The 23069-nt window shown below is 73.6% G+C and carries 25 protein-coding genes and 1 tRNA gene; 16 read left to right on the forward strand and 10 right to left on the reverse strand.

Translation table 11 applies throughout. From position 1 onward, the window contains the following. Positions 1–21 precede the first annotated feature (21 nt). Positions 22–822 carry a hypothetical protein gene (locus KPL57_RS28745; RefSeq protein WP_179761784.1) on the reverse strand — a complete coding sequence of 267 codons (801 nt, stop codon included), beginning with the start codon at positions 820–822 and terminating at the stop codon, positions 22–24. Between the two features lie 191 nt (positions 823–1013). Here KPL57_RS28745 and KPL57_RS28750 point away from each other — a divergent pair, with 191 nt between their 5' ends. Both KPL57_RS28750 and KPL57_RS28755 read left to right on the forward strand, forming a co-directional pair. Then, on the forward strand, positions 1014–2000 hold the full coding sequence (locus KPL57_RS28750) for a patatin-like phospholipase family protein (protein WP_226353869.1): 987 nt from the start codon (positions 1014–1016) through the stop codon (positions 1998–2000). 95 nt (positions 2001–2095) lie between these two features. Continuing rightward, a complete protein-coding gene (locus tag KPL57_RS28755; RefSeq protein ID WP_226353870.1) occupies positions 2096–2359 on the forward strand; it encodes a hypothetical protein in 264 nt (87 codons plus the stop codon). An 84-nt stretch (positions 2360–2443) separates the two neighbouring features. Here the strand turns inward: KPL57_RS28755 and KPL57_RS28760 are convergent, their stop codons facing one another. Both KPL57_RS28760 and KPL57_RS28765 read right to left on the reverse strand, forming a co-directional pair. Then, positions 2444–2653, reverse strand: coding sequence for a hypothetical protein (locus tag KPL57_RS28760; RefSeq protein ID WP_226353901.1), 210 nt, complete (start codon positions 2651–2653; stop codon positions 2444–2446). Positions 2654–2672: 19 nt separating this feature from the next. After that, on the reverse strand, positions 2673–3839 hold the full coding sequence (locus KPL57_RS28765; RefSeq protein ID WP_226353871.1) for a GNAT family N-acetyltransferase: 1167 nt from the start codon (positions 3837–3839) through the stop codon (positions 2673–2675). Between the two features lie 91 nt (positions 3840–3930). On the opposite strand from KPL57_RS28765, the gene KPL57_RS28770 reads away from it, so the two are divergent. Then, positions 3931–5568, forward strand: coding sequence for a CocE/NonD family hydrolase (locus KPL57_RS28770; RefSeq protein WP_226353872.1), 1638 nt, complete (start codon positions 3931–3933; stop codon positions 5566–5568). 148 nt (positions 5569–5716) lie between these two features. Here KPL57_RS28770 and KPL57_RS28775 read toward each other — a convergent pair whose 3' ends face one another. Continuing rightward, a complete protein-coding gene (locus tag KPL57_RS28775) occupies positions 5717–6085 on the reverse strand; it encodes a hypothetical protein (RefSeq protein WP_226353873.1) in 369 nt (122 codons plus the stop codon). A gap of 436 nt (positions 6086–6521) precedes the next feature. Between KPL57_RS28775 and KPL57_RS28780 the strand changes: the two genes are divergently transcribed. From KPL57_RS28780 to KPL57_RS28815, 8 genes are all read left to right on the forward strand, one after another. Then, a complete protein-coding gene (locus KPL57_RS28780) occupies positions 6522–7136 on the forward strand; it encodes an N-acetyltransferase (protein ID WP_226353874.1) in 615 nt (204 codons plus the stop codon). Positions 7137–7223: 87 nt separating this feature from the next. Beyond that, positions 7224–7835, forward strand: coding sequence for an FMN-binding negative transcriptional regulator (locus KPL57_RS28785; protein ID WP_226353875.1), 612 nt, complete (start codon positions 7224–7226; stop codon positions 7833–7835). Positions 7836–7920: 85 nt separating this feature from the next. Continuing rightward, on the forward strand, positions 7921–8277 hold the full coding sequence (locus tag KPL57_RS28790; protein ID WP_226353876.1) for a metalloregulator ArsR/SmtB family transcription factor: 357 nt from the start codon (positions 7921–7923) through the stop codon (positions 8275–8277). Further along, positions 8274–8942 carry a cation transporter gene (locus KPL57_RS28795; protein ID WP_226353877.1) on the forward strand — a complete coding sequence of 223 codons (669 nt, stop codon included), beginning with the start codon at positions 8274–8276 and terminating at the stop codon, positions 8940–8942. Before KPL57_RS28790 ends, KPL57_RS28795 begins: the two co-directional genes overlap by 4 nt. A 105-nt stretch (positions 8943–9047) precedes the next feature. Beyond that, on the forward strand, positions 9048–9923 hold the full coding sequence (locus KPL57_RS28800; protein ID WP_226353878.1) for a DUF2268 domain-containing protein: 876 nt from the start codon (positions 9048–9050) through the stop codon (positions 9921–9923). Positions 9924–10478: 555 nt separating this feature from the next. Further along, the gene (locus KPL57_RS28805) at positions 10479–10889 is read left to right on the forward strand and encodes an anti-sigma factor antagonist (RefSeq protein WP_226353879.1); all 411 of its coding nucleotides are present in this window, start codon (positions 10479–10481) and stop codon (positions 10887–10889) included. A gap of 18 nt (positions 10890–10907) precedes the next feature. Then, complete coding sequence (locus tag KPL57_RS28810) at positions 10908–11054, forward strand: hypothetical protein (RefSeq protein WP_226353880.1); 147 nt, start codon at positions 10908–10910, stop codon at positions 11052–11054. Between the two features lie 427 nt (positions 11055–11481). Then, a complete protein-coding gene (locus KPL57_RS28815) occupies positions 11482–12879 on the forward strand; it encodes a tyrosine-type recombinase/integrase (protein WP_226353881.1) in 1398 nt (465 codons plus the stop codon). Positions 12880–12978: 99 nt separating this feature from the next. On the opposite strand, the gene KPL57_RS28820 is transcribed toward KPL57_RS28815, so the two are convergent. Further along, positions 12979–13060 (reverse strand) — tRNA-Tyr (locus KPL57_RS28820). Positions 13061–13157: 97 nt separating this feature from the next. Here KPL57_RS28820 and KPL57_RS28825 point away from each other — a divergent pair. Continuing rightward, positions 13158–13649, forward strand: coding sequence for a YajQ family cyclic di-GMP-binding protein (locus KPL57_RS28825; protein WP_226353882.1), 492 nt, complete (start codon positions 13158–13160; stop codon positions 13647–13649). Positions 13650–13817: 168 nt separating this feature from the next. On the opposite strand, the gene KPL57_RS28830 is transcribed toward KPL57_RS28825, so the two are convergent. After that, a complete protein-coding gene (locus KPL57_RS28830) occupies positions 13818–14564 on the reverse strand; it encodes a CPBP family intramembrane glutamic endopeptidase (protein WP_226353883.1) in 747 nt (248 codons plus the stop codon). A 48-nt stretch (positions 14565–14612) separates the two neighbouring features. Here KPL57_RS28830 and KPL57_RS28835 point away from each other — a divergent pair, with 48 nt between their 5' ends. Next, complete coding sequence (locus tag KPL57_RS28835; protein ID WP_226353884.1) at positions 14613–15203, forward strand: TetR/AcrR family transcriptional regulator; 591 nt, start codon at positions 14613–14615, stop codon at positions 15201–15203. On the opposite strand, the gene KPL57_RS28840 is transcribed toward KPL57_RS28835, so the two are convergent. The 4 genes from KPL57_RS28840 to KPL57_RS28855 form a co-directional block, all read right to left on the reverse strand. Continuing rightward, on the reverse strand, positions 15200–16678 hold the full coding sequence (locus KPL57_RS28840; RefSeq protein ID WP_226353902.1) for an amidase: 1479 nt from the start codon (positions 16676–16678) through the stop codon (positions 15200–15202). The two genes, KPL57_RS28835 and KPL57_RS28840, sit on opposite strands and share 4 nt — an antisense overlap. 28 nt (positions 16679–16706) lie before the next feature. After that, complete coding sequence (locus KPL57_RS28845) at positions 16707–17531, reverse strand: hypothetical protein (RefSeq protein ID WP_226353885.1); 825 nt, start codon at positions 17529–17531, stop codon at positions 16707–16709. Between the two features lie 110 nt (positions 17532–17641). Beyond that, the gene (htpX, locus tag KPL57_RS28850; RefSeq protein ID WP_226353886.1) at positions 17642–18502 is read right to left on the reverse strand and encodes a zinc metalloprotease HtpX; all 861 of its coding nucleotides are present in this window, start codon (positions 18500–18502) and stop codon (positions 17642–17644) included. A gap of 97 nt (positions 18503–18599) precedes the next feature. Further along, the gene (locus tag KPL57_RS28855; protein WP_226353887.1) at positions 18600–19103 is read right to left on the reverse strand and encodes a PaaI family thioesterase; all 504 of its coding nucleotides are present in this window, start codon (positions 19101–19103) and stop codon (positions 18600–18602) included. Between the two features lie 37 nt (positions 19104–19140). On the opposite strand from KPL57_RS28855, the gene KPL57_RS28860 reads away from it, so the two are divergent. The 3 genes from KPL57_RS28860 to KPL57_RS28870 all read left to right on the forward strand — a co-directional run bounded on the left by KPL57_RS28860 (position 19141) and on the right by KPL57_RS28870 (position 23038). Continuing rightward, complete coding sequence (locus tag KPL57_RS28860; RefSeq protein ID WP_226353888.1) at positions 19141–19914, forward strand: enoyl-CoA hydratase; 774 nt, start codon at positions 19141–19143, stop codon at positions 19912–19914. A 125-nt stretch (positions 19915–20039) separates the two neighbouring features. Next, complete coding sequence (locus tag KPL57_RS28865) at positions 20040–21971, forward strand: 2-oxoacid:acceptor oxidoreductase subunit alpha (protein WP_226353889.1); 1932 nt, start codon at positions 20040–20042, stop codon at positions 21969–21971. Further along, on the forward strand, positions 21968–23038 hold the full coding sequence (locus KPL57_RS28870) for a 2-oxoacid:ferredoxin oxidoreductase subunit beta (RefSeq protein WP_226353890.1): 1071 nt from the start codon (positions 21968–21970) through the stop codon (positions 23036–23038). Before KPL57_RS28865 ends, KPL57_RS28870 begins: the two co-directional genes overlap by 4 nt. The last annotated feature ends 31 nt before the right edge of the window (positions 23039–23069 follow it).

Consider the following 23069-nt stretch of genomic DNA (forward strand, 5'->3'; position numbering starts at 1 on the left):
GCCGGACCGGAGCGGCCCGGCTCAGACCGGCACGATCTCGTAGCGGGCCAGGCGCTCGCCGCGCAGCGCGGTCGCCCGCAGCGCCGCCGCCAGTGCCCGCGACGCCCGCGGCAGCCGGGCCGCGACCTCGGCGGGTGGGGACGCGGCGTCGCAGGAGGCCGCCAGGCGCAGCCCCCACGGCTCCAGCTCGCGCGGGTCCTCGCAGGTCCAGTCGACCTCCAGCTCGCGCAGCGGGCCCGCGGCGAGCCGCCCGGCCGCGCCCCGGGACAGCAGGTCGGTGACGAGCTCGGCGCCCGGGAGCATCCGCGCGGCGGTGAACACGATCCGCTGTACTCCCTGCTCGGGCAGCAGCGTCAGCACCCGGTCGGAGACGACCAGGTGCGGGCCGGGCAGGTCGCGGGCCAGCTCCAGCCAGTCCTCGTCGAGCGCGGACCCGGCCACCAGGTGCGCCGGGCCCGCCAGCAGCTCGCGGCGCAGCTCGGCCACCCCGGGTAGCTCGACGTCGACCCAGTGCGCCGGGCCGTCGTCGCCGAGCCGTCCCGCGCGGTCGCCCAGCCCCGGCCCCAGCTCGACGACGGTCCCGCCCGGGTGCCGCCGTGCGAACCCGCGCACCCACTCGTCGAGGACGGCGACCCGCAGCAGTGTGGAGAGCGTGTCGGCCCGCCCGGGCGCCGAGCCCAGGTCGAGGTCGTCCGCGACGACGGCGGCGGCGTGGTCCCCGACCACCGGATGGCGGCGACGGGCGTCGCGGGCCCTGGCGTGTGCCGCGGGCAGTGACGTCGCCTCGAGCGCCTGCAACCGCGGACGGCGTCGTTGCGTCACGGTGTCCTTCCCCCCTCCAGCGGGCCTCCGCGAGGGCGTCGGCGCTGGTCGCGCGAACGTACTAGTTGCGCGGCGAGGTACCCGAGCCGGGAGGCGCCGGGCGGTGGACGGCCCGCGGTCGGTGGCTCGTGAGCGGTCCCCGGACACCGGGGCGTCGCCGCCGCGGCGGCGCGGACCTCCATGATGGGGGCGTGCCCCCCGCCCTCCTCACCTCCGCCGCGCACGGCGACGCCGAGGTCCTGCGCCTGCTCGAGCGCCGCCGCGACACCGGGCGCCGCCCCGGCCGGCACGCCGACGGGGCACGGATCGCGCTGGTCGTCGGCGGGGGCGGGATGCGCGGCTCCTACGCGGCCGGGATGGTGCACGCGCTGTCCGACCTCGGGCTCGCCGCCGGCGTCGACGAGGTGTGGGGCAGCTCGGCCGGGGCCTTCGTCGGGACGGCATTGGTCATGGGGCACGGAGCCGAGGTGTCCCGGGTGTTCGTACGGGACATGGCCTGCCGCGAGTTCATCGACCCGCGCCGGTTCGGCACCCGTCGCCCGATGGTGTCGCTGGACCACCTGTTCGACCGGATCCTCGTCGGCTCCCTCCCCACCGACTGGTCGCGGCTGGTGGACCCGCCGGTCCCGCTGAACGTCGTGGTCACCGGGGCGGCCGACCTGCGCCCGCGGGTGCTGACCGCGCTGCCCGACGGCGCCACGTGGAGGGCCGCGATGCGGGCGACGGCGGCGATCCCGCTGCTGGCGGGCCCCCCGGTACGGGTCGGCACGGGCGAGGACGCCGAGGACTTCATCGACGGCTCGGTCGGCGACCCGCTCCCGGTGGCACGGGCCCTGCGCGACGGCGCCACGCACGTCCTGGCCCTGCTCACGCGCACCGCCGACGACCTCACCGGCACCCCGCCGGACGCCCGCACCCCGCTGTGGGCCCGCTCGCTGGACCGGCTCGCACCGGGCCTGGGCCGGATGGCGCAGGACGCCGCCCGACACGGCGAGTGCCTGCCGCTGCTCGCCGACGCCGCGCACCCGGACCGGGCCGGGGCGCACCTGCTGACGCTGAGCCCGCACTCCCCCGCCGGCGTCCACGGCCTGTCCACCGACCCCGGGCGGGTCGCCGCCGCGGCCCGGATCGGCTACGAGACGGTGCTGTCCGCGACGGCCCCGGCCGCCGCGGCCTGAGCCCTCTCCCACGCGTGCGCCGATGACTTCGGCGCGCCCGGGCGGTCGGAGCTGGTGTGGGCACCGTGCCCCGCACCGGACCCGGGGGGTGGCCCATGCGCGACGACGCGCCGTCGCGGGCGCGGACCCGCACCGTCGTGCTCGCCCCCGGCGAGGTCCGCCCGCACGTCGAGGACGAGTGGCGGGGCGCCGTCGTCGTGGTCGACGCCGGGCAGATCGAGCTGTGCTGCGCCGCGGGCGGGAGCCGGACCTTCGGTACCGGGTCGGTGCTGTGGTTCACCGGGCTGAACCTGGTCCGGGTCCGCAACCCCGGCCGGGACGAGGCGGTGTTCCGCGGCATCACCCGCGGGCCGCCCTGATCCCCGGTCCCTCCCCGGCCCGCCGTGTCGAGCCGGTCGGCCGCGTCGAGCCGGTCCGCCGCGTCGAGCGCCCGGTGCGTCGGGTCAGCCCGCCGCGTCGAGCGCCCGCTGCCAGATCCCGTTGCGCGTGGCGACGAGACCGAGCTCGCGCGGGTCGGTCACGCACACCCCACGGGGGCGGTGGGTGTCCCACAGCTGCGCGTCGTCGAAGACGGCCCCGCAGCCCCCGAACCGGCGGCAGCAGTGCGCCCGGTCCGGTCCCACCCACTCGAGACCGCAACAGGACATCCGCATGATCCGCACGGCGGGCAGGCTACGGGGCACCCCCGACAGTTCCGGTGGGAGCCGGGAGCGGGTCGGTGGCGAGCAGGTCGTACCAGACGCCGTCGTCGACGATCTCGTTCTCCGTGCCGTGCACGCCGTCGGCCCGCGCGCGGCCCCAGAGCCGGAACCCGGCGCGCTCGGCGACCCGGCGGCTGGCGGTGTTGTCCACCGACGCCCCGAGCTGCAGCCGGTGCCGGCCCATGCCGCCGTCGGCGACCGGGGTGAACGCGTGCCGCACGACCCGGCGGACCGCGGCGGACACCGCGCCGCGGCCGCGGGCGTCGGGGTGGGCGCGGTAGCCGACCTCGCCACCGGTCGGGGTGTAGGGGCGGTCGGTGCCGAACACCGAGACGGTGCCGAGGTAGCGGTCGTCGTCCGGGTCGGCGATCACCCAGCCGACGCCGGAGCCCAGGGAGCACTCCAGCGGGTGGTCGCGCAGCCAGCGCCGGGCGTCGTCATCGGTGTAGGGCACCGGGAGGGTGGCGCTCCACCAGCGGGCGAGGGGGTCGTTGCACGCCTCGACGTGCCGGGCGAGGTCGGCCCCGGTGGGCGGGCGGAGCCGGACGCCGTCGCCGTCGAGCACCGGGTGCGGCCACCACGTCGTCGCCGGGGGCCGGTCGGCGACGGGTGTGCCGGGCAGCAGCACGGCGGTCCAGGCGTCGACGAGGTCGTCACCGGCCCGCAGCGCGCGGGTGCGGACACCCTCGAACCGGAACCCGCAGGCGTGTGCCACCCGCCAGGACGCGACGTGCCCGGCACGGCAGTCCCAGTGCAGCGCGGCGAACCCGGCGACGTCGAAGCCCCAGTCGGCGGCCAGCCGCAGCGCACGGCTCGCGAACCCCCGTCCGCGCGCCCACGGCGCGAGCAGGTAGCCGGCCGACGGCAGCGGGTCGCGGCGCAGGTCGATCGAGCCCGCGTAGCGCGGGCGGCCGTCGCACGCGGCCTCCACCGCCCACACGTACTGACGGCCGGTGGCCCACCGACGCCGGGCGAGGTCGATCCACTCCCGGGCCCGGCCTTCCCCGGAGGTCGGGTCGAGTGATGTCCAGCGGTGCACGACGGGATCGCGGTACACCTCGAGCATCCCGGGGACGTCGGATCCGGTGTGCGCGCGCAGGGTCACGACCCCGTCGGTGAGTACGGGAGGGACGGTCACGGCGACACCGTCACCGGCCACGCCCGGTCGGGGCAACCGGGTTCTCCTACGATCGGACCTGTCCGCAGGGGGCGGGCGAGGGGGAGGTGTCATGGCCGCGCTCACGGAGCGACTGGTCGACCGCAGGCTGGGCTTCGGTGCCGACGAGCCGTACGTGCGCGAGCGTGACCTGCGGGTCCCGCTCTCCGACGGTGTCGTCCTGCTCGCCGACCTCTACCGGGCCCCCGGCCCGCTCCGGCCGCGTCCGACGGTGATGATGCGCACCCCCTACGGCCGCGACGGCCTCGGGTCGATCATCGGTTCGCTGCTGGCGCGCCGCGGGTTCCAGGTGCTGGTGCAGTCCACCCGGGGCACCTTCGGCTCGGGCGGGCAGTTCCGCCCGTTCCTGCACGAGAGCTCCGACGGTCTGGACACGCTCGCCTGGGTGCGCGGGCAGACCTGGTGCGACGGCCGCGTCTCGATGGTCGGCCCCAGCTACGTCGGGCACACCCAGTGGGCGGTCGCCCCCTACGCCGACCCGGGTCTGTGCTCGATGAACGCCGACATCACCGCGTCGGAGTTCACCAGCACCTTCTACCCGGGCGGCGCTCCCGGCCTGCTCAACCTCGCGACCTGGGTGAACCAGATCGGCCGCCAGGAGCGCATCGGCGCGGTCACCGGCTTCCTCGCGACGCCGGTGTTCAGCCGTCGCAAGCGCCGCGCGGTGACCTCCCAGCCGCTGCAGGCCGCGGACGTCGCGCTGACCGGGGCGCCGGTGGTGTTCTGGCGGGACTTCGTCGAGCACGCCGAGCAGCCGCGCGAGTTCTGGGCGCCCGCCGAGCACGACGGTTTCGACGCCGCCGCGATGCCGCCGGTCTGCATGGTGACCGGCTGGTGGGACCTGTTCCTGGACCGTCAGCTGGTGGACTTCACCGCGCTGCAGCGCGGCGGGGCGACGGCACGGATCACGATCGGCCCGTGGACCCACGGCGACCGCGGCTCGCTGTCGACCATCGCCCACGAGATGGTCCACTGGCTGGGCGTGCACCTGCACGGCGGCGAGCACGACGAGCGTGCGCCGGTCCGGGTGTTCGTGCAGCACGCCGACCGCTGGACCGACCTGCCGTGCTGGCCGCCGCCGGAGGCCCGCCCGACCGAGTGGTACCTCGACGCCGACGGCGGGCTGGGCCCGGACCGGCCGGCCGGGACACCCCCGCCGTCACGGTTCGTCTACGACCCCGCCGACCCGACACCGACGGTCGGGGGCCCGATGCTCCAGCCACCGTCCAAGCAGCTGGACAACCGCGCCGTCGAGGCCCGCGACGACGTGCGCGTCTGGACCGGCCCGCCGCTGGAGTCCGACCTGGACCTGCTCGGTCCGGTGTCGGCCGTGGTCTACGTGCGGACCGGGACGGGGATCGGCGACGTGTTCGTACGCCTGTGCGACGTCGGCCCCGACGGGACCTCGATGAACATCACCGACGCGATGCACCGGCTGGTGCCCGACCGCGAGGCCACCGCCCCGGACGGCACGACGGTCGTCCGGATGACGCTGAGCCCGACCGGGTACCGCGTGCGGGCCGGGCACCGGCTCCGGGTGCAGGTCGCCGGCGCGGCGTTCCCGCGCTTCGCCCGCAACCCGGGAACCGGTGAGCGGACGGCGACCGCGGTCGACGGGGAACGGATCTCCTACGAGATCCTGCACGATTCCGAGCACCCCTCGCACGTGGTGTTGCCGCACCACCCCTGAATTCCGGGTCCACCGTTCACCTTTCCGGCCGTCCCCGGAAATGCGGATATCCCCCGCTCCGGTCGGAAGAGCGGGGGATCTCCGGAAGTGCAGGGTCACGGATGACGGGAAGACGGTCCCGTCATCGTGCCCGGTGGTGCAGGTGCACTCAGTCCTGGACGTTGGTCTGGTTGTCACCCTGCGAGCAGTCGCTGAAGCTCGGGGCGTCCTCACCGTTGGTGGCCTGGCCACCCAGGATGCCGAGGACGCTGGCGGCGACGTCGGCGCTGTTCAGCGAGCAGCTGAGCACGTTGGCGTTGTTGAGGGCGTTGATGTCGCCCACGTTGACCAGGCCGGACTGGACGCTGTTGCGGTCCTTCTCCAGGTTGTTGATCTGGTCGGCGTTGATGCGGTCGCCGCCGTGGCCGTGCCCGTGGTGGCCCTTGTCCCAGCCGCCGTCACCCGCGAAGGCGAGCGGGGAGATGGCGAGCAGACCAGCGGTGACGCCGGCGGTCAGGATTCCAGCCTTCTTCAGCACAGTTATTTCTCCGTTGTGTACGGGGTCCGATGTCGGACCGGCGTGTTCGGCGTGGGTTCGGGAGCCCCGCCGATGCACAGAACGGTATCCGGTCCATCCCCGATCCAACGAACTTTCTACCACTATCGGACGATGGACATTACTGACCGCGAGGTTATTGCTCTCTTCCGGCAGCCGGGAATCCGTGTGGACGTCGCTTCCGGACGCCGTCCGCGACGGATCGTCACCACAGTGGACCCGAACGGACGCGTACCCTTTTTTCGGAACACGCTCCGTGATGCACCCTCCGCACGGCCGTGTCAGCGCGTCACCCTGTCGTATTGACCTCGGGGGTCTCGCGACACCGGATCGCACCCTCCGACGGACGGATCCACCCCGGAAGAGTGGGCCGGAACCGGCTCGAGCGACGGCGTGCCGCCGTCTACTTTCGACGCCGATGACACGCACCGCCCGGACCGCCACGACCTCCGACGTCCCCGCGGCCGCGGAACTGCTCACCGCGGCGTTCCTCGACTACCCGTTCACCCGTCACACGATCGATGCGGACGAGCACCCGCGCCGCCTGGGCGCGAGCCAGGCGCTGCTGCTGCGCGAGGTCGGCATCCCGCACGGCCTGGTGCACGTCGTCGACGCGGCCGGGAGCGGGCTCGACGCCGTCGCCGTGTGGATGCCGCCGGAGGCCACCGGTCTCGACGACGCGTTCGCCCGCGTCGCGCCGCGGCTGGCCGAGCTCGCCGGGGACCGCGCCGGTGCCGCCGCCGACGCCGACACGGCCCTCGCCCCGCACCGGCCCGCCGGTCCGGCGTGGTTCCTGGCCACCGTCGCCGTACGCCCCGGTCTGCAGGGACAGGGTCTCGGCACGGCGGTGCTCACGGCCGGGCTGGACCGGGTGGACCGCGACGGACGGCCGGCCCACCTGGAGACCTCGCTCGCGGCGAACGTGCGGCTCTACACCCGCCTCGGCTTCCGGGTCACCGCCGAGGTCGACCTGCCGCACGGCGGGCCCAGCACCTGGTCGATGCTGCGGCCGGCGACGACGAGTGGCCCCTGAGAACGGCCCGGGAACGGCCGTCCGGGAAAGCCGTTGCGCCGGGCACCCTGCAGGGAGCCCGACCGCGCCCGGAGGAGAGGACCCGCCGTGTACGTCCCCGCCCACTTCGCCCCCACCGACGAGGACGTCCGGCAGCTCCTCGCCCGCCCCGGCGCCGCGGACCTGGTGACAGCTGGCCCGGAGGGACTCGACGCGACGCTGCTGCCGTTCGTCCACGACCCCGACCGCGGTGCGCTGCTCGGTCACCTCGCCCGGAACAACGACCACTGGACCCGCGCCGACGGCAGGCAGGGGCTCGTCATCGTCCGCGGGCCGGACTCCTACGTCAGCCCGTCCTGGTACGCGTCGAAGGCCGAGCACGGCCGGGTCGTGCCCACCTGGAACTACGTGACCGCCCACGTCCGCGGCACCGTGGTCGTCCACGACGACGTCGACTGGCTCGACGACGTCGTGCGGCGCCTGACCGACCTGCACGAGGCCGGCCGGCCCGCGCCCTGGAGCGTCGACGACGCCCCGGAGGCGTTCGTGCGGGGGCAGCTGCGCGCGATCGTGGGCGTCGAGCTGCGGATCGAGAGCATCGAGGCGAAGCTCAAGCTGAGCCAGAACCGGCCGGCCGCCGACGTCGACGGCGTGGTGGACGGGCTCGAGGCCGCCGGGGACCACGCGGGAGCCCGGGCCGTGGCGGCACACCGCCGGTGACGGACGACGGACAGGACACCGGGGCCCGCCCGCCGCGACGGGTTCGCGGTGTTCTTTCATCGCACGTTCTGACTAACATCGCTCCATGGCGATGAGTTGTTGCCCTGACGTCGGCCCGGCGGTGGCGCTGTTCCGGTCGCTGGCCGACCCGGCACGGCTGGCCATCGTGCTGCGACTCGGCCGGGGCGAGGCCCGCGTGGTCGACCTGACCCGCCACCTGGGTCTCGCCCAGTCGACGGTGTCGAAACACCTGGCCTGTCTGCGGGACTGCCGTCTGGTCGACTCCCGGGCCGAGGGACGCCAGTCCTACTACCGCCTCATGCGCCCGGAGCTGCTCGACCTCCTGCGCAGCGCCGAGACGGTGCTGGCCGAGACCGGCGACGCGGTCGCGCTGTGCCCGACCTACGGCGCACCGGGACACACCGGGGAACAGGCGTCGTGACCCTGTCCCTCTCCGAGGACCGTCGCGCCGTCCTCGTCCGCCGCATCCGCCTGCTCGTCGCGATCACCATCGGCTACAACGTCGTCGAGGCCGTGGTCGCCATCGCCGCAGGTCGTGCCGCGTCCTCGATCGCCCTGATCGGGTTCGGACTGGACTCGGTCATCGAGGTCAGCTCGGCCGCCGCCGTGGCGTGGCAGTTCGCCGGCCGCGACCCGGCCCGCCGCGAGCACATCGCCCTGCGGGTCATCGCGTGCTCGTTCTTCGCCCTCGCCCTCTACGTGACCGTCGAGGCACTGCGGGGCCTGTCCGGGGCGGCGGAGGCGGACCGTTCGACGGTGGGCATCGTGCTGGTCGCGGCCAGTGTCGCGATCATGCCGTTCCTGTCGTGGGCGCAGCGACGCGCGGGGCGTGAGCTCGGCTCGGCGAGCGCCGTGGCCGACTCCCGCCAGACGCTGCTCTGCACCTACCTGTCGGCCGCGGTGCTCGTCGGGCTCGTTCTCCACGCCACCCTCGGCTGGTGGTGGGCCGACCCCGTCGCCGCGCTGGTGCTGGCGGTCCTGGCCGTGCGCGAGGGCAGGAACGCGTGGCGGGGAGAGAGCTGCTGCGCTCCGCGGCCCGGCGCCGCCGCGACGTCCGACGCGTGCGCCGACGGCTGCTGCCGCTGACGGTCCGGAGTACCTCGCGGTCCGACGGGTGCGCCGCGAGGAGATCATCGGCCCGTGCCGACTCCGGCTTGCGCCTCCACCCGCTGGAAGCGTGACGATCGCGCCATGACCTTCACCGTGCTGGACACCGGGCCCGCGATGCGACACGTCCTGCATGCGGCCGAACAGAACCGGGCCGAGCTGCTGCGGACGATGCTGGAACCGGCGAGCGGCATGTACCGCTTCTTCCCCGGCGAGCCGGACCTGGTCCACATGCACGAGCTGGCCTCGGGTTTCCCCCTCGACCGTGACCTCGAGCTGTCGACGGACGGTCTCCGGCGCCTGGAGGACGCCCACGCGTGGGAGCGGATCGGCAGAGCCCTGCACGGGGCGGCCGAGCACCTGGAGCGGGTCCACCCCGGCCTGCGGGTACCCGACGCCACGGTGCTCCTGGTCCTGGGCGATCCGACCGACGGGTTCTTCCAGGACACCGGCTTCGGGATGAACGCCAACGGCTCGGTGCCCGGGTACATCTCTCTCACCATCTGGCCGTCACCGGAGAACCTGGACCGGCTGGAGGCGACCGCGGTGCACGAACTGCTCCACAACGTCCGGTACGCGCCCGGCAATGTCCTGTGGGACCCGGCCACCGTCACCGTCGGCGAGTACGTGGTCTCCGAAGGGTTGGCCGATGCCTTCGCCCGCGAGCTGTACGGCGAGGAACGCGGGCGTGCCCGGATCGGCGCCGGCGCGGTGGGCGACGACGAGGCGTTCGCCCGGGTCCTCACCGGGCTCGACGTGACCGGGATGCAGAACTTCACCGCCTGGGTGCTCGGGGACGCGCACGCCGCGAGGTTCGGCGGTGAGCCGGTCGGTCTCCCGACGGGTGCCGGGTACGCGGCCGGGAACCGACTCGTGGACGCATACCTCGCCGCGACCGGGCGGACCGCTTCGGAATGCCTCCTGGCGCCGGCGGACGATGTGATCGCCACGTCGGTGTAGGCGTTCGACGTCCTCCGGGCGAGCGCTCTCCGCGGAGCGGGACGGACGCCGCCGGGTCGAGCAGGCTCTCCGCGACGGCCGCTCATGATCTCGTCCGTGATGCGTCCGTGAACACCCGTGGAAGCCACGGTCACAGCCGGACGGACCCGGACGACGAAAGAGACCCCCGGCTCCAGCGTTTCCGCTGGTCGGGGGTCTCTTTCACTTGCTGTGGCTGGTCCAGGATTCGAACCTGGGAAGGCTACGCCGACGGATTTACAGAGAGCTGCCATACCGGCTCTGACCTGCGGCGCAAGCGCGGACTACCCGTCTGCGTCCGCGTATCGTCCGTGAGCCGTACCGCGGGGGTTGTGCCCGCTCCTCCCCCGGCCCCTCGTACAGGCCGATCTGCTCGTCGTGGGGTCGGGGGCAAGGGTGGCGCAGCCATCGCGGAGCGACGCCGTAGGCGCCCTTGCGGCCGGCCCCGCGGCGTGGACAATGAAGGCCGAGGGGCAACAACGTCAGCTTGGTCTGGTGGGGCCTGCTGCTCATGTCAAGGCGCGTCCGCTCTATTGTGTGACGGTGTTCGACGATGAGCTTGGGTCCGTGCTACACGTGGCGGTACGGGCTACGGGCGTTGAGTTGCTGGTGTCGGTCACCGGTGAGCTGGATGGTTCGACCGAGCATCAGCTGCGATCGGTACTCGACGAAGCGTGGAGCGGTCCTTCTCGGGGGCCTGTGATCGTCGATCTGACTGGGCTGTCGTTCTTCGGTTCCGGTGGCATCTCGGACATGCTGGTGGCAACGGAGCGAGCGGCGAGCCAGACCCGGTTTCTCGGTTATGTGGTGGGCAACAACCGGTCGGTTGTCCGGCCGCTGAGCGTGATCGGGCTCCTGGATCGCCTACCGGTTTATGCGACCGTCCAGCAGGCGAGAGCGGCTGCGACCCCTGACGACCTCTCAGGCGTCGGAGTCTCGTCCCTGTGACGCAGGCGTCCATTGGGCGTGGCCGAGGTCGTTGACGGTCTGGCATCGGCCGCATCGCAGAAGCACGTCACGATGCTCCTCGCCGGGGCTGAAGCCGTCTACGAGGACGAACCCGCAACCCCCGCAGGCGAACGCCTGGCCGCTCCGGCCGCGCGGCAAAGATGATCTCAATACGCGGTCCGCATCTTCGTCTACGACTGTGCCGGCGTAGTAGCCCCCGGCGTGGCGGTGGTTGCGCACAAGTAAGTAGAGCACCGGCCTGGAGTCGGCGCGCGTCATAGATTCGGCTCGCCGGGTCATCGCGTAGGCATCGGAGACCGCTTGTGCTGGCTCCGGGTCTGGGACAGGCGCTACCCCGGGGGGCGGGGCCGGGTAGACGGTCCACGGCGCCGCGAACGGGCCGGAGGTGTAGTGAGCGAGCGACGGGGGCCGGCGTGGCCGGCCCCGCGCCGCCGGAGGCGGCGCCTTGTTCGACCTTCTACCAGTGGCGCCAGCTCGGGAGGGGTCCGCGCTGCGTCCGGCTCCCGAACGGTGCAATCCGGGTCCGCCGGGCCGACCTGGATTCCTGGCTCGCTGCTCTGGCGGACGCGGCATGAGCGACGAGGAGCCGACAACGTTCGACGTCCGGGTCTGGTCGGTGACGAAGCGGGTGCGCCGGGACGGGCCCCGATACCGGGTGCGGTGGATCGTCGCGGGTAAGGAGTGGCACGACACGTTCCCGACCCGGGCTCTCGCCGACAGCTTCCGCTCGGAGCTGGTGAGCACCACCCGTCGTGGGGAGGCGTTCGTCACCGCTACGGGACGGCCGGTGTCGTGGCAGCGCCCCGAGGAGCAGGTGACGAGCTGGTACGAGCACGCCCTGGCCTATGTGGACATGAAGTGGCCGCACGCCGCCGGCAAGAGCCGTCAGGGCATCGCCGAGTCCCTCGCGACGGTCACTCCGGCCCTGTTCACCGACACCCGGAGCAGACCCGCCGCCGCGACCGTTCGGCAACTGCTCTACGGCTGGTCGTTCAACGCCCGCACCCGGGCCGCCGGTCCTCCTCCGGACGAGCTGGTCCGGGTCGAGCGCTGGGTCTCCGCGCACACCGTCCCTGTGACCGCCCTCGCGGATCCGACCGTGCTCCGGCCCGCTCTGGATGCCCTCGCGCTGCGCATGGACGGCAAGCCCGCCGCTGCGTCGACGGTGAGCCGCAAGCGGGCGATCTTCTACAACGCCGTGGAGTACGTGGTGGAGCTCGGCCACCTGCCCGGCAACCCGATCACCTCGCTCCGCTGGCGCGCCCCGAAGATCACCGAGGCGGTGAACCCGCGGGTCGTGATCAACCACCGGCAGGCCCGTGCGCTCCTCGACGCTGTCCGTGGCCAGCGGTCCGGACCGCCACTCGTCGCGTTCTTCGGTGTCATGTACTACGCCGCCCTGCGTCCGGGTGAGGCCGTCGAGCTGCGCAAGGAGGCCCTGTCGCTGCCCGAACGCGGGTGGGGTGAGCTGTACCTGAACACCTCCGCCCCGTCGGCCGGCCGGGCATGGAGCGAGTCCGGCACCCGCCGGGAGCCGCGCCAGCTCAAGCACCGGGGAGCGGAGGAGGTCCGGGTGGTCCCGTCCCCGCCGGCGCTGACCGCCCTGCTCCGGCGGCACCTCGACGAGCACGGCACCACCACGGAAGGCCGGCTGTTCCGCGGTGCCCGGGGTGGCCCGCTCTCGGAGAGCCTGTACGGCCGTCTGTGGGCCCTCGCCCGTGCCGAGGCACTGACCGCGGAGGAGGCCGCGTCACCGCTCGCACGGCGCCCCTACGACCTCCGGCACGCCGCGGTGTCCACCTGGCTCAACAGCGGTGTCCCCGCCCCGCAGGTCGCGTCCTGGGCCGGACACAGCGTGGACGTCCTGCTGCGGGTCTACGCCAAGTGCATCGCCGGTCAGGACGACGCGGTCCGCCGTCGCGTGGAGGACGCGCTCCGCGACCAAGATCAGTCCGTGCATGGTCCGTGAACACCCGTCACGAGCCGTCCGGAGCCGGACACACCCGGACAACGAAAGAGACCCCCGGTTCCAGCGTTTCCGCTGGTCGGGGGTCTCTTTCACCTGCTGTGGCTGGTCCAGGATTCGAACCTGGGAAGGCTACGCCGACGGATTTACAGTCCGCTCCCTTTGGCCGCTCGGGCAACCAGCCGGGGTGCACGTCGCTCTCGCTGAGTGCGTGAACGAGGATACGACACGACCGACGGCCCCCGACGAGGGGGCCCCGACCGACCCCGAGGGAGTGACCGATGGCCGACCCGTCGTTCGACGTCGTGAGCAAGGTGGAGCGCCAGGAGGTGGACAACGCGCTGAACCAGGCCGCCAAGGAGCTGTCGCAGCGCTTCGACTTCCGCGGTACCAACACGACGGTCGCGTGGGCCGGCGAGGAGGCCGTGGCCTTCGAGTCCGACACCGAGGAGCGGCTGCTCGCCGGGATCGAGGTGTTCAAGGAGAAGCTGATCAAGCGCTCGATCAGCCTGAAGGCCCTCGAGGTGGACGAGCCCCAGCTGTCGGGCAAGGCCTACAAGGCCGGCGGCAAGATCCTGCAGGGCATCGCGCAGGACAAGGCCAAGGAGATCAGCAAGGCCATCCGCGACGAGAAGCTCAAGGGCGTCCAGGCCCAGATCCAGGGCGACCAGCTGCGCGTCTCGGGCAAGAAGAAGGACGACCTGCAGGCCGTCATCGCGCTGCTCAAGTCCAAGGACTTCGGCATCGCGTTGCAGTTCACGAACTACCGGTAGCCGGGCCGGCCCCGGCACTGCCGGACACCTCCCGCCCGCCCCGCCACACGCCCACGATCGACGGACTGTCGCCGATCGTGGTGGTCGGGTCGCGGGCGGGCGGACGGGCCGGAGCGGGCCTGGTGCGGGATCCTCGGCGCCCGTTGTGTCAGCTGTCACCGGGGCCGTTCACAGCCCCGAGGCGAGGCCCAGGATCACCGTCCCGTGCGTGAGGGTCGCGGCCAGCACTCCGTGCCCGTGGCGCACCCACGCGCACACCAGTCCCTCCGCGGCGGTGAACACCAGGATCGGCCATCCGAGGTCGGTCACGGTCGTGGCGAGTACGACGTGCCCCACCGCGAAGAGCAGCCCCGACGCGACGACGGCGCGCACCGCGCCGAACGCCCGTGGCCCCGCGAGGTGTCCCTGCAGGAGCCCGCGGAAGAGGACCTCCTCCAGGAGGTTGCCCCCGAACGCGAGCACGGCCAGCGCCGGCAGCAGCCCGACCGCCACCGCGCCTCCGCGCTGCTCGACGGGGACCGTCCACAGCACGGCGGTCAGCGGCACCAGCAGAACCGCGGCGCCACCGAGCGCGGCGAGCAGCGACCGCGGCCCGAGCCGGCCCCACACGACCAGCCCGCGCAGGTCGCGGGGGCCGTAGGCGACGGCGAGCGACGCCGCGACCCCCACCGTCCCCATGCCGAGCAGCACCACCGGGTCCGGGGACAGCCGCAGCCACAGGAGGCCGTGGGGCGCCGGGCCGATCGACCACAGGCCGAGCGGTGTCATCGCGTCCCGCACCAGCACGAACCCGGTCACGAGCAGGACGATCCGCAGCAGCGGGGACGACCGTCCGATCAGGACGAAGGTCGCCCCGACCACGATCAGGCCGGGCAGCAGCCGCAGCGGGTAGTCCACGAGGAAGGTGCTGGTCACCGCTCCAGCGTTCGTGCTGCGATGGGCCGCGACAACTCGCGTTCGCGGGTGGCACACAGGGGGCGGGACGTGCGGAGAACACCAGGTCAGGAGCGGTCGCGGGCGACCGTGGAGTTCGTCCTGACCGCCGCTGCTCAGGTCTTCGCGCGGGAGGGGCTCGCCGCGACGACCAACCGCATCGCGGCGCGGGCCGGCGTCGCCGTCGGGTCGCTGTACCAGTACTTCCCGGACAAGCAGGCCCTGCTCGACGAGCTGGTCGCCCGGCACGTCCGGGAGGCCCGGTCCACTCTGGACACGGTCTGTGCCGAGCTGCGGGCGGACCCGCCGGAGCCGCGCACCGCGCTGCTGCGGATCGCCGATACCGCGGTGGCCCTGCACACCGACCACCCGCGTCTGCACGCGTTGTTCGCCGCGTTCGCGACCCGCACCCCGCACGGCGTCGCGGCCGTCGAGGCGCTGCGCGAGGACTGCGTCCGGGAGGTCGCGTTCCACCTGTCACGGCGGCCCGGCACGGCGGATCCGGACGGGCTCGCGCGCACCCTGGTGCACGCCGTCGACGGTCTGCTGCACCACGCCCCGGCCGCGGCCGGGGTGCAGCGGGAACGGGTGCGGGAGCTCGCGCGGCTCGTCGGCCCCTAGACCGCGGGCCGCAGGTGCGCCCACGGCCGCGCCCGCTCCAGCTGGGCCGCCAGGGCGAGCAGCAGCGGCTCTGACCCCGGCCGCCCGACGAACTGCACGCCCAGCGGCAGCCCGGACGCCGCCCGGTACAGCGGCACCGACGACGCGGGCCGCCCGGTCAGGTTCGCCAGCTGGGTGTAGGGCACCGGGGCGAAGTTGGCGTCGACCAGGCTCTCGACCAGGCCGAGCCGTCCGAACAGGCCGGACGCGCCGGCCCGCAGCAGCGCCTGCGCGCCGATCCGGGCCGGGGCGGGCAGCGCCAGCTCCCCGATCGGCCACGGCGGCCGGGCCAGGGTCGGGGTGAGGAGCAGGTCGTAGCGCTCGTGGAACGCGGCCAGCGCTCGGGTGTAGTCCTGGCGGCGGGCGAGCGCGGCGAGGTAGTCCGGCGCGGGGGTGGCGCGGCCGATCGCGGCCATCACCCGGGTCTCGATCTCGAAGGCGTCGTCGCCGCAGCCGGTCAGTGCCCGCGCCGAGGCCACCTGGGCCGAGATCGTGGAGAACCAGGTGGTGAGGAAGTCGGTGGCCAGCGCCCGGCCGTCGAGGGCGGGGGCGGACTCCTCCACGACGTGCCCGAGCGAGGTCAGCAGCTCGGCGGCGTCGGTGGCCGCGGCGACCGCCTCGGGGTCGACGTCGGTGCCCAGCGGCGACGCGGTGGCCAGCCCGATCCGCAGCGGCGCCGGGTCGTCCCGGACGGCGTCGGCGTAGGGGCGCTCCGGCGGACGCACGACGTAGGGGCCCTCCGGTTCCGGCCCGGCCGTCACGTCGAGCAGGGCGGCCGAGTCCCGCACGGTCCGCGACAGCACGCCCTGCACCGCCGCACCGTGGAAGCCCTCGGCGACGTCCGGCCCGGACGGCGTCACGCCGCGGCCGGGCTTGAGCCCGAACAGCCCGCAGGCGGCGGCCGGGATGCGGATGGAGCCGCCGCCGTCGCTCGCGCCGGCCGCGGGGACGATCCCGGCGGCGACGGCCGCGGCGGACCCGCCGGAGCTGCCGCCGGGGGTGCGGCCGGGGTCCCACGGGTTGCGGGTCGGGCCGCCGAGCGCGGGCTCGGTGACGGCGCGGGCACCGAACTCGGGGGTGGCGGTCCGTCCGAACACGACGAGACCGGCCTCGGTCCAGCGCCGGACCACCGTCGACGTCTCGGGGCGCGGGTGGTCGGCGAGCGGACGGGAGCCGGACGCCGTCGGGACCCCGGCGATGTGCTGGGCGAGGTCCTTCACCAGGAACGGGACGCCCGCGAACGGCCCGGTCAGCGGGCCGCGTGCACGGGAGCGGGCGGCGTCGTCGAGCCGCAGCCGGATGGCGTTGAGGCCCGGCTCGACGGCGTCGGCGCGGGCGACGGCGGCCTCCAGCAGGTCGGCCGCGCTCACCTCACCCGCGGCGACGAGTGCGGCCAGCCCGACGGCGTCGTGGCTGCGGTAGTCGTCCCAGGAGATCCCCACGGCGGGGATACAAGCAGATCGGTCAGGGAGTGGACACCGGGGCGGGCGCGGGCGCTGGCGACGCGTCGGACGTACCGGTGACCCCGGCGACGACACCGAGGGCCAGGACGACCGCGGCCGCCGCGCCCAGGACGGCGGGCAGCACCGGTCGGGTGCGGGCCGGGAAGTCGGGCAGCCGGAAGCCACCGGAGGTCCGGGTGCCGCCGCCCTCGGGCAGCGGCGCCGCGCGGAACGGCTCGGGGAGCCGCTGGACGGCCGGGGCCTGCGCTGCGGGGCCCGACGGGAACCTCGCGGGCGGGCGCTGCATCGCCGGGGGCCGGCCCGCCACGGGGTGCCGGGGCGCCGTCGGCCGGGACGGGTGTCGCGGGGCCGCCGCGGCGTACTGCCCGGGGACGTAGGCGCCCGGGGCCTGCCGGGGCGGGACGCCGACCGGCCGCTGCCGGCCGGGACCGGCCGCGTCGCGGGGACGCGGGACGACGGGCAGTGCGGTGGTGGGTGCGTCGTCGGAGGACCCGCCGCCGGGCGCCGTGTCCGGCGCGGCCGCACGGGGGGCACGGGGCTCCGGCGTCTCCGGCTCCGCGTCCGGGGTGGGCGCGGCCGCGGTGTCCGTGTCGGTGTCCGGGGCGGAGGAGGCCGAGACGTCGGCGGCGACCGGCGCGTCGGCGTCCGAGGACGACCGGGCCGACGGCAGCGCGACCTGCTCCCCCGGGCCGGTCCCGGTGACCACGTCGTCCCCCGGGCGAGCCGGTGACGGCACCTCGACCGGGCCGCCCTGGAGCGGCACCGACGGCGTCCCACCGGTGTCGGTGAGCGCGTGGCGGGGCTTCTGGGACGGGGTCTCGCTCATGGGTCCTCTTCCGCAGGGGGAGCTCTGCTCTGAGAGTTCCATCGCTCGCGGTACCCCGAACCGTTACGGAACAGCGACCTGGGGACACGCAACCACCTCGAACGGTCCCGTCAGCGGCGGGCCATCTGCTGGAGCCGCGCGATCCGGTCCTCGATCGGCGGGTGCGTGGAGAACCACTTCGCCATCTTCTCGCCGGGCCGGAACGGGTTGGCGATCATCAGGTGCGACTGCGCGGTGAGACGCGGGTCCGGGGGCAGCGGGGCGGCCGCGGTGCCGTACTTGAGCTTGTGCAGCGCCGAGGCCAGGCCCAGCGGGTCCCCGGTGAGCTCGGCGCCCGACGCGTCGGCCTGGTACTCACGGGACCGGCTGACGGCCATCTGCACGACGCCGGCCGCGATCGGCCCCAGCATCGCGACCAGGATGATCGCGATCGGGTTCGGGCGGTCCTCGTCGCCGCCGCCGAAGATCGAGGCGAACATCGCGAAGTTCGCGAGGAACGACACCGCCGAGGCGAGCGCACCGGCGATCGAGGAGATCAGGATGTCGCGGTTGTAGACGTGGCTGAGCTCGTGGCCGATGACGGCGCGCAGCTCGCGCTCGTCGAGCAGGTGCAGCAGACCGGTGGTCACGCAGACCGCGGCGTGCCGCGGGTTGCGGCCCGTGGCGAACGCGTTCGGCGCGTCGGTCGGGCTGATGTGCAGCGACGGCATGGGCTGGCGGGCCCGCTGGCTCAGCTCGCGGACGATCCGGAACAGCTGCGGGTACTCGGCCTCGGTGATCGGCTGGGCGTGCATCGACCGCAGCGCCGTCTTAGCCGAGTTGAAGTAGGCCCACCCGTTCACCGCGAACGCGATGACGAGCGCGATGACCAGTCCGCCGCGCCCGCCCAGGACCCCGCCGATCGCGAGGATCAGGGCGCTCATCGCGCCGAGGAGGACGGCCGTCTTCAGACCGTTCATGTGGCTGTGCACGCCGGGGTCACCTTTCCGTGCGGTCCTGCGGGGGTCACCCGGATCAACGGACGAACCGGGCGGTGCGTTCCCGGGTGTGACCCGCCCCGACCGCGGCTCAGCGCGCGTGTCGCTCCCGGAAGCGGGTGCCCTCGGGGGCGTACCGGCGGAAGTGGTCGAGCGTGACGCCGAGGAAGAGTGCCGTCGCCGACACCGCGACGGTGCCGTCCGGGGCGTCGAGCCTGCCCGTACCGCGGACCCGCAGCTTGCGCCCGTCGACCGACTCGATCACCGCGTCGAGGTGCAGCGTCGTGCCGAGCGGCACCGGGGCCCGGTAGCGGGTGGTCAGCTCCGCGGTCACGTAGTAGCCGTCGAGGTGGTGCTGGAGCGCGCCGAACAGCTCGTCCATCGCCGTGGCCAGCACGCCGCCGTGCACCAGGCCGGGCGCGCCCTCGTGCGCGTCGGCGACGACGACCGTCCCGGTCACCCGGGCCCGCCCGTCGGAGTCGGGGCCCGGATCGGCGAAGCGCATCCGCAGCCCGCCGGGACCGTCACCGCAGGCGAAGCAGCCGGCGTGGTGGCGGGGCAGCTCGGCCCGCCCGGTCACCTGTGCACCCGTCACGTGCGGGAGGCTAACCCGGCGTGGAAGAGTCGGGCCCATGAGCGACGGCGATGTCACGACAGAGGTCCGCACCGAGGTCACCGACGGTGTCGCGGTGCTCACCGTGTCCAACCCGGCACGACGCAACGCGCTGAACCTGGACCTCTCGCAGAAGCTCGTCGCCGCCGTCGAGGCCGCGAACGCCGACGACTCGGTCGGCGCGATCGTCGTCACCGGGCAGGCACCCGCCTTCTGCGCGGGCGGTGACCTCGCGGAGCTGCAGGAGGCCGACCCGGCGACGCTCAAGCGCGTCTACTCCGGATTCCTCGCCATCGCCTCGTCCCCGCTGCCGACCCTGGCCGCGGTCAACGGCGCCGCCGTCGGCGCCGGGATCAACCTGGCCCTGGCCTGCGACGTCCGGCTGGCCGGCCCGACCGCGAGGTTCGACGTCCGCTTCATGCAGCTGGGCCTGCACCCCGGCGGCGGCTACACGTGGATGGCCCAGCGCGCCCTCGGCGCCCAGGGCACCGCGGCGATGACCCTGTTCGGCGACGTCCTCGACGCCCGCGAGGCCGAGCGCGTCGGCCTGGCCTGGCGCGCCTACGACAGCGACGAGGACCTGATGGCCGGCGCCCGCGAGCTCGCGGGCCGGGCCGCCGCCGCACCGCGGGACCTGATCGTCACCACCAAGGCGACGATGCGGATCACCTCCCGGCTCACCGCGCACGCCGACGCCACCGACGTCGAGGTCCGCGCGCAGGCCGAGACGGTGCACTCCGAGGCGTTCGCGGAGCGCGTCGCGGCGCTGCAGAAGAAGATCAGCAAGAAGTGACACGAGACACGAACGTAATCCGGGTTATGTGACGTGATCCCGGGTCTCCGGACAGGGGGCCGAACCGGGAGTTAACCTCGATGTATCGAGGGACAATTCGACGCCGAACTGGGGACCATCAGCCCATGACGACCAGCGACACTCCCGTCGAGGCACGCGACTCCGAGGTCGTGCAGCGCGACCGGGTGGTCATCCGGTTCGCCGGCGACTCCGGTGACGGTATGCAGCTGACGGGTGACCGTTTCACCTCCGAGACCGCGAACTTCGGCAACGACCTGTCGACGTTGCCGAACTTCCCCGCTGAGATCCGGGCGCCTGCCGGGACGTTGCCGGGGGTGTCGTCGTTCCAGCTGCACTTCGCGAACTACGACATCCTGACCCCCGGTGACCGCCCGGACGTGCTGGTCGCGATGAACCCGGCGGCGCTCAAGGCGAACATCGCCGACCTGCCCCAGGGCGGGGTGTTGATCGTGAACACCGACGAGTTCACCAAGCGGAACCTGACCAAGGTCGGCTACGCGGCGAACCCCCTCGAGGACGGCTCCCTGGAGCCCTATGCGGTGCACGGGGTCGCGATGGCGACCCTGACCCGCGGTGCCCTGGAGGAGACGGGGCTGTCGAAGAAGGACGCCGAGCGGGCGAAGAACATGTTCGCCCTCGGGCTCCTGTCGTGGATGTACCACCGCCCCTCGGAGTCGACCGAGCGGTTCCTGCGGGAGAAGTTCGCGAAGAAGCCCGACATCGCCGAGGCCAACATCCTGGCCTTCCGCGCCGGGCACGCCTACGGCGAGACGACCGAGGCGTTCGCGGTCACCTACGAGGTCGCCCCCGCCCGCCTCGCCCCGGGGACCTACCGGCAGATCACCGGGAACGTCGCCCTGGCCTACGGGCTCATCGCCGCCGGACAGACGACGAGCCTGCCCGTGTTCCTGGGCACCTACCCGATCACCCCGGCCTCGGACATCCTCCACGAGCTGTCCAAGCACAAGGCCTTCGGCGTGACCACCTTCCAGGCCGAGGACGAGATCTCCGGAGTCGGCGCCGCCCTGGGCGCAGCCTTCGGCGGGGCACTCGGTGTCACCACCACAAGCGGGCCGGGGATCGCGCTCAAGGCCGAGACCGTCGGCCTGGCCGTCGCGCTGGAGCTGCCGCTGCTGGTCATCGACGTCCAGCGCGGTGGGCCCTCGACCGGTCTGCCGACCAAGACCGAGCAGGCCGACCTGCTCCAGGCCCTGCACGGGCGCAACGGGGAGGCGCCGCTGCCGGTGATCGCCCCCTGCACCCCGGGGGACTGCTTCCTCGCCGCGGTCGAGGCCGCCGCGATCGCGGTGAAGTACCGGACCCCGGTCATGCTGCTCTCGGACGGGGCGCTGGCCAACGGTTCCGAGCCGTGGAAGATCCCCGACGTCGAGACCCTGCCGACGGTGGATCCGGGGTTCGCGACCGAACCCAACGCCCCCGACGGGTCGGGCGAGTTCTGGCCCTACCTGCGTGACCCCGAGACCCTGGCGCGGCCGTGGGCGATCCCGGGCACCGCCGGGTTGGAGCACCGGGTCGGTGGGCTGGAGAAGGCCGACGGACGCGGCTCGATCTCCTACGACCCCGACAACCACGACCGCATGGTCCGCCTGCGCCAGGCCAAGATCGACGGCATCACCGTCCCCGACCTGGTCGTCGACGACCCCGACGGCGACGCGGACTTCCTCGTCATCGGCTGGGGCTCGACCTACGGCCCGATCAACGCCGCGGCGCGGCGCGTGCGCAAGCTGGGCCACTCGGTCGCCACGGTGCACCTGCGCAACCTCAACCCGATGCCGGCCAACCTCGGCGAGATCCTGGGCGGCTACCGCACGGTGCTCTGCCCCGAGATGAACCTCGGCCAGCTCGCCATGCTGCTGCGCGCCGAGCACCTGGTCGACGTCAAGAGCTACACCAAGGTCGCCGGGCTCCCCTTCGGCGCCGAGGAGCTCCAGGACGTGTTCCTGGACTACCTCACCGGCAAGCACCCGGAGTCGGCGTCCGACATCGCCAACGAGACCACTGGAGCGCAGGCATGACCGCCACCGACCTGGGCCTGCCGTCCATCGGCGGCCTCGACGGCGTCCCGACGACGGACGCGAAGCAGACCGCGAAGGACTACACCTCCGACCAGGAGGTCCGCTGGTGCCCCGGCTGCGGCGACTACGCCGTCCTCGCCGCCGTCCGCCAGTTCCTCCCCACCCTGGGCATCCGCCGCGAGAACACCGTCTTCGTGTCCGGCATCGGCTGCTCGAGCCGCTTCCCGTACTACCTCAACACCTACGGGATGCACTCCATCCACGGCCGCGCCCCCACCATCGCCACCGGCCTGGCGACCTCCCGTGAGGACCTGTCGGTGTGGGTCGTGACCGGTGACGGCGACGCCCTGTCCATCGGTGGCAACCACCTGATCCACGCGCTGCGCCGCAACGTCAACATCAAGATCCTGCTGTTCAACAACCGCATCTACGGGCTGACCAAGGGCCAGTACTCCCCGACCTCCGAGGTCGGGAAGGTCACCAAGTCCACCCCCATGGGATCGCTGGACCACCCGTTCAACCCGATCTCCCTGGCCCTCGGTGCCGAAGCATCCTTCGTCGGACGCGCCCTGGACTCCGACCGCAAGAGCCTCACCGCGGTCCTGCAGGCCGCCGCCGAGCACCGCGGCTCCGCCCTGGTCGAGATCTTCCAGGACTGCCCCATCTTCAACGACGGCAGCTTCGACGTGCTCCGCAAGGGCGACACCGAGAACCGGCTGATCCCCGTCGTCCACGGCGAGCCGATCACCTTCGGTACCCCGGGCGAGGACGGCCGCGGCTCCCACGCCGTCGTCCAGGACGGGTTCAAGCTCAAGGTCGTCGAGACCGCCACGGTCGACGCGGCGCAGATCGTGGTCCACGACCAGGCCGACCACGAGCTCGCCTTCGCCCTGTCCCGGCTCTCGGACCAGGACCTCACCCACACCGTCACCGGGGTGTTCCGCAACACCGACCGCCCCACCTACGACGACGCCGCCCGCGCCCAGGTCCAGGCCGCCAAGGACGCCAAGCCCGACGCGGACCTGCAGGCCCTGCTCAACGGCCGCGACACCTGGACCATCGTCTAGATCCGGCCCGCGACGGACGACGGCCCCGGTA

It is taken from the genome of Pseudonocardia sp. ICBG601, from assembly GCF_020496245.1.

What these genes read in the sequence shown, in the direction of transcription:
- KPL57_RS28815 (WP_226353881.1), top strand. Translation starts at nt 11,482, where the DNA reads ATGAGCGACGAGGAGCCGACAACGTTCGACGTCCGGGTCTGGTCGGTG.
- KPL57_RS28865 (WP_226353889.1), top strand. Translation starts at nt 20,040, where the DNA reads ATGACGACCAGCGACACTCCCGTCGAGGCACGCGACTCCGAGGTCGTG.
- KPL57_RS28845 (WP_226353885.1), bottom strand. Translation starts at nt 17,531, where the DNA reads ATGAGCGAGACCCCGTCCCAGAAGCCCCGCCACGCGCTCACCGACACC.
- KPL57_RS28780 (WP_226353874.1), top strand. Translation starts at nt 6,522, where the DNA reads ATGACACGCACCGCCCGGACCGCCACGACCTCCGACGTCCCCGCGGCC.
- KPL57_RS28790 (WP_226353876.1), top strand. Translation starts at nt 7,921, where the DNA reads ATGGCGATGAGTTGTTGCCCTGACGTCGGCCCGGCGGTGGCGCTGTTC.
- KPL57_RS28870 (WP_226353890.1), top strand. Translation starts at nt 21,968, where the DNA reads ATGACCGCCACCGACCTGGGCCTGCCGTCCATCGGCGGCCTCGACGGC.
- KPL57_RS28770 (WP_226353872.1), top strand. Translation starts at nt 3,931, where the DNA reads ATGGCCGCGCTCACGGAGCGACTGGTCGACCGCAGGCTGGGCTTCGGT.
- KPL57_RS28825 (WP_226353882.1), top strand. Translation starts at nt 13,158, where the DNA reads ATGGCCGACCCGTCGTTCGACGTCGTGAGCAAGGTGGAGCGCCAGGAG.
- KPL57_RS28755 (WP_226353870.1), top strand. Translation starts at nt 2,096, where the DNA reads ATGCGCGACGACGCGCCGTCGCGGGCGCGGACCCGCACCGTCGTGCTC.
- KPL57_RS28860 (WP_226353888.1), top strand. Translation starts at nt 19,141, where the DNA reads ATGAGCGACGGCGATGTCACGACAGAGGTCCGCACCGAGGTCACCGAC.
- KPL57_RS28760 (WP_226353901.1), bottom strand. Translation starts at nt 2,653, where the DNA reads ATGCGGATGTCCTGTTGCGGTCTCGAGTGGGTGGGACCGGACCGGGCG.
- KPL57_RS28800 (WP_226353878.1), top strand. Translation starts at nt 9,048, where the DNA reads ATGACCTTCACCGTGCTGGACACCGGGCCCGCGATGCGACACGTCCTG.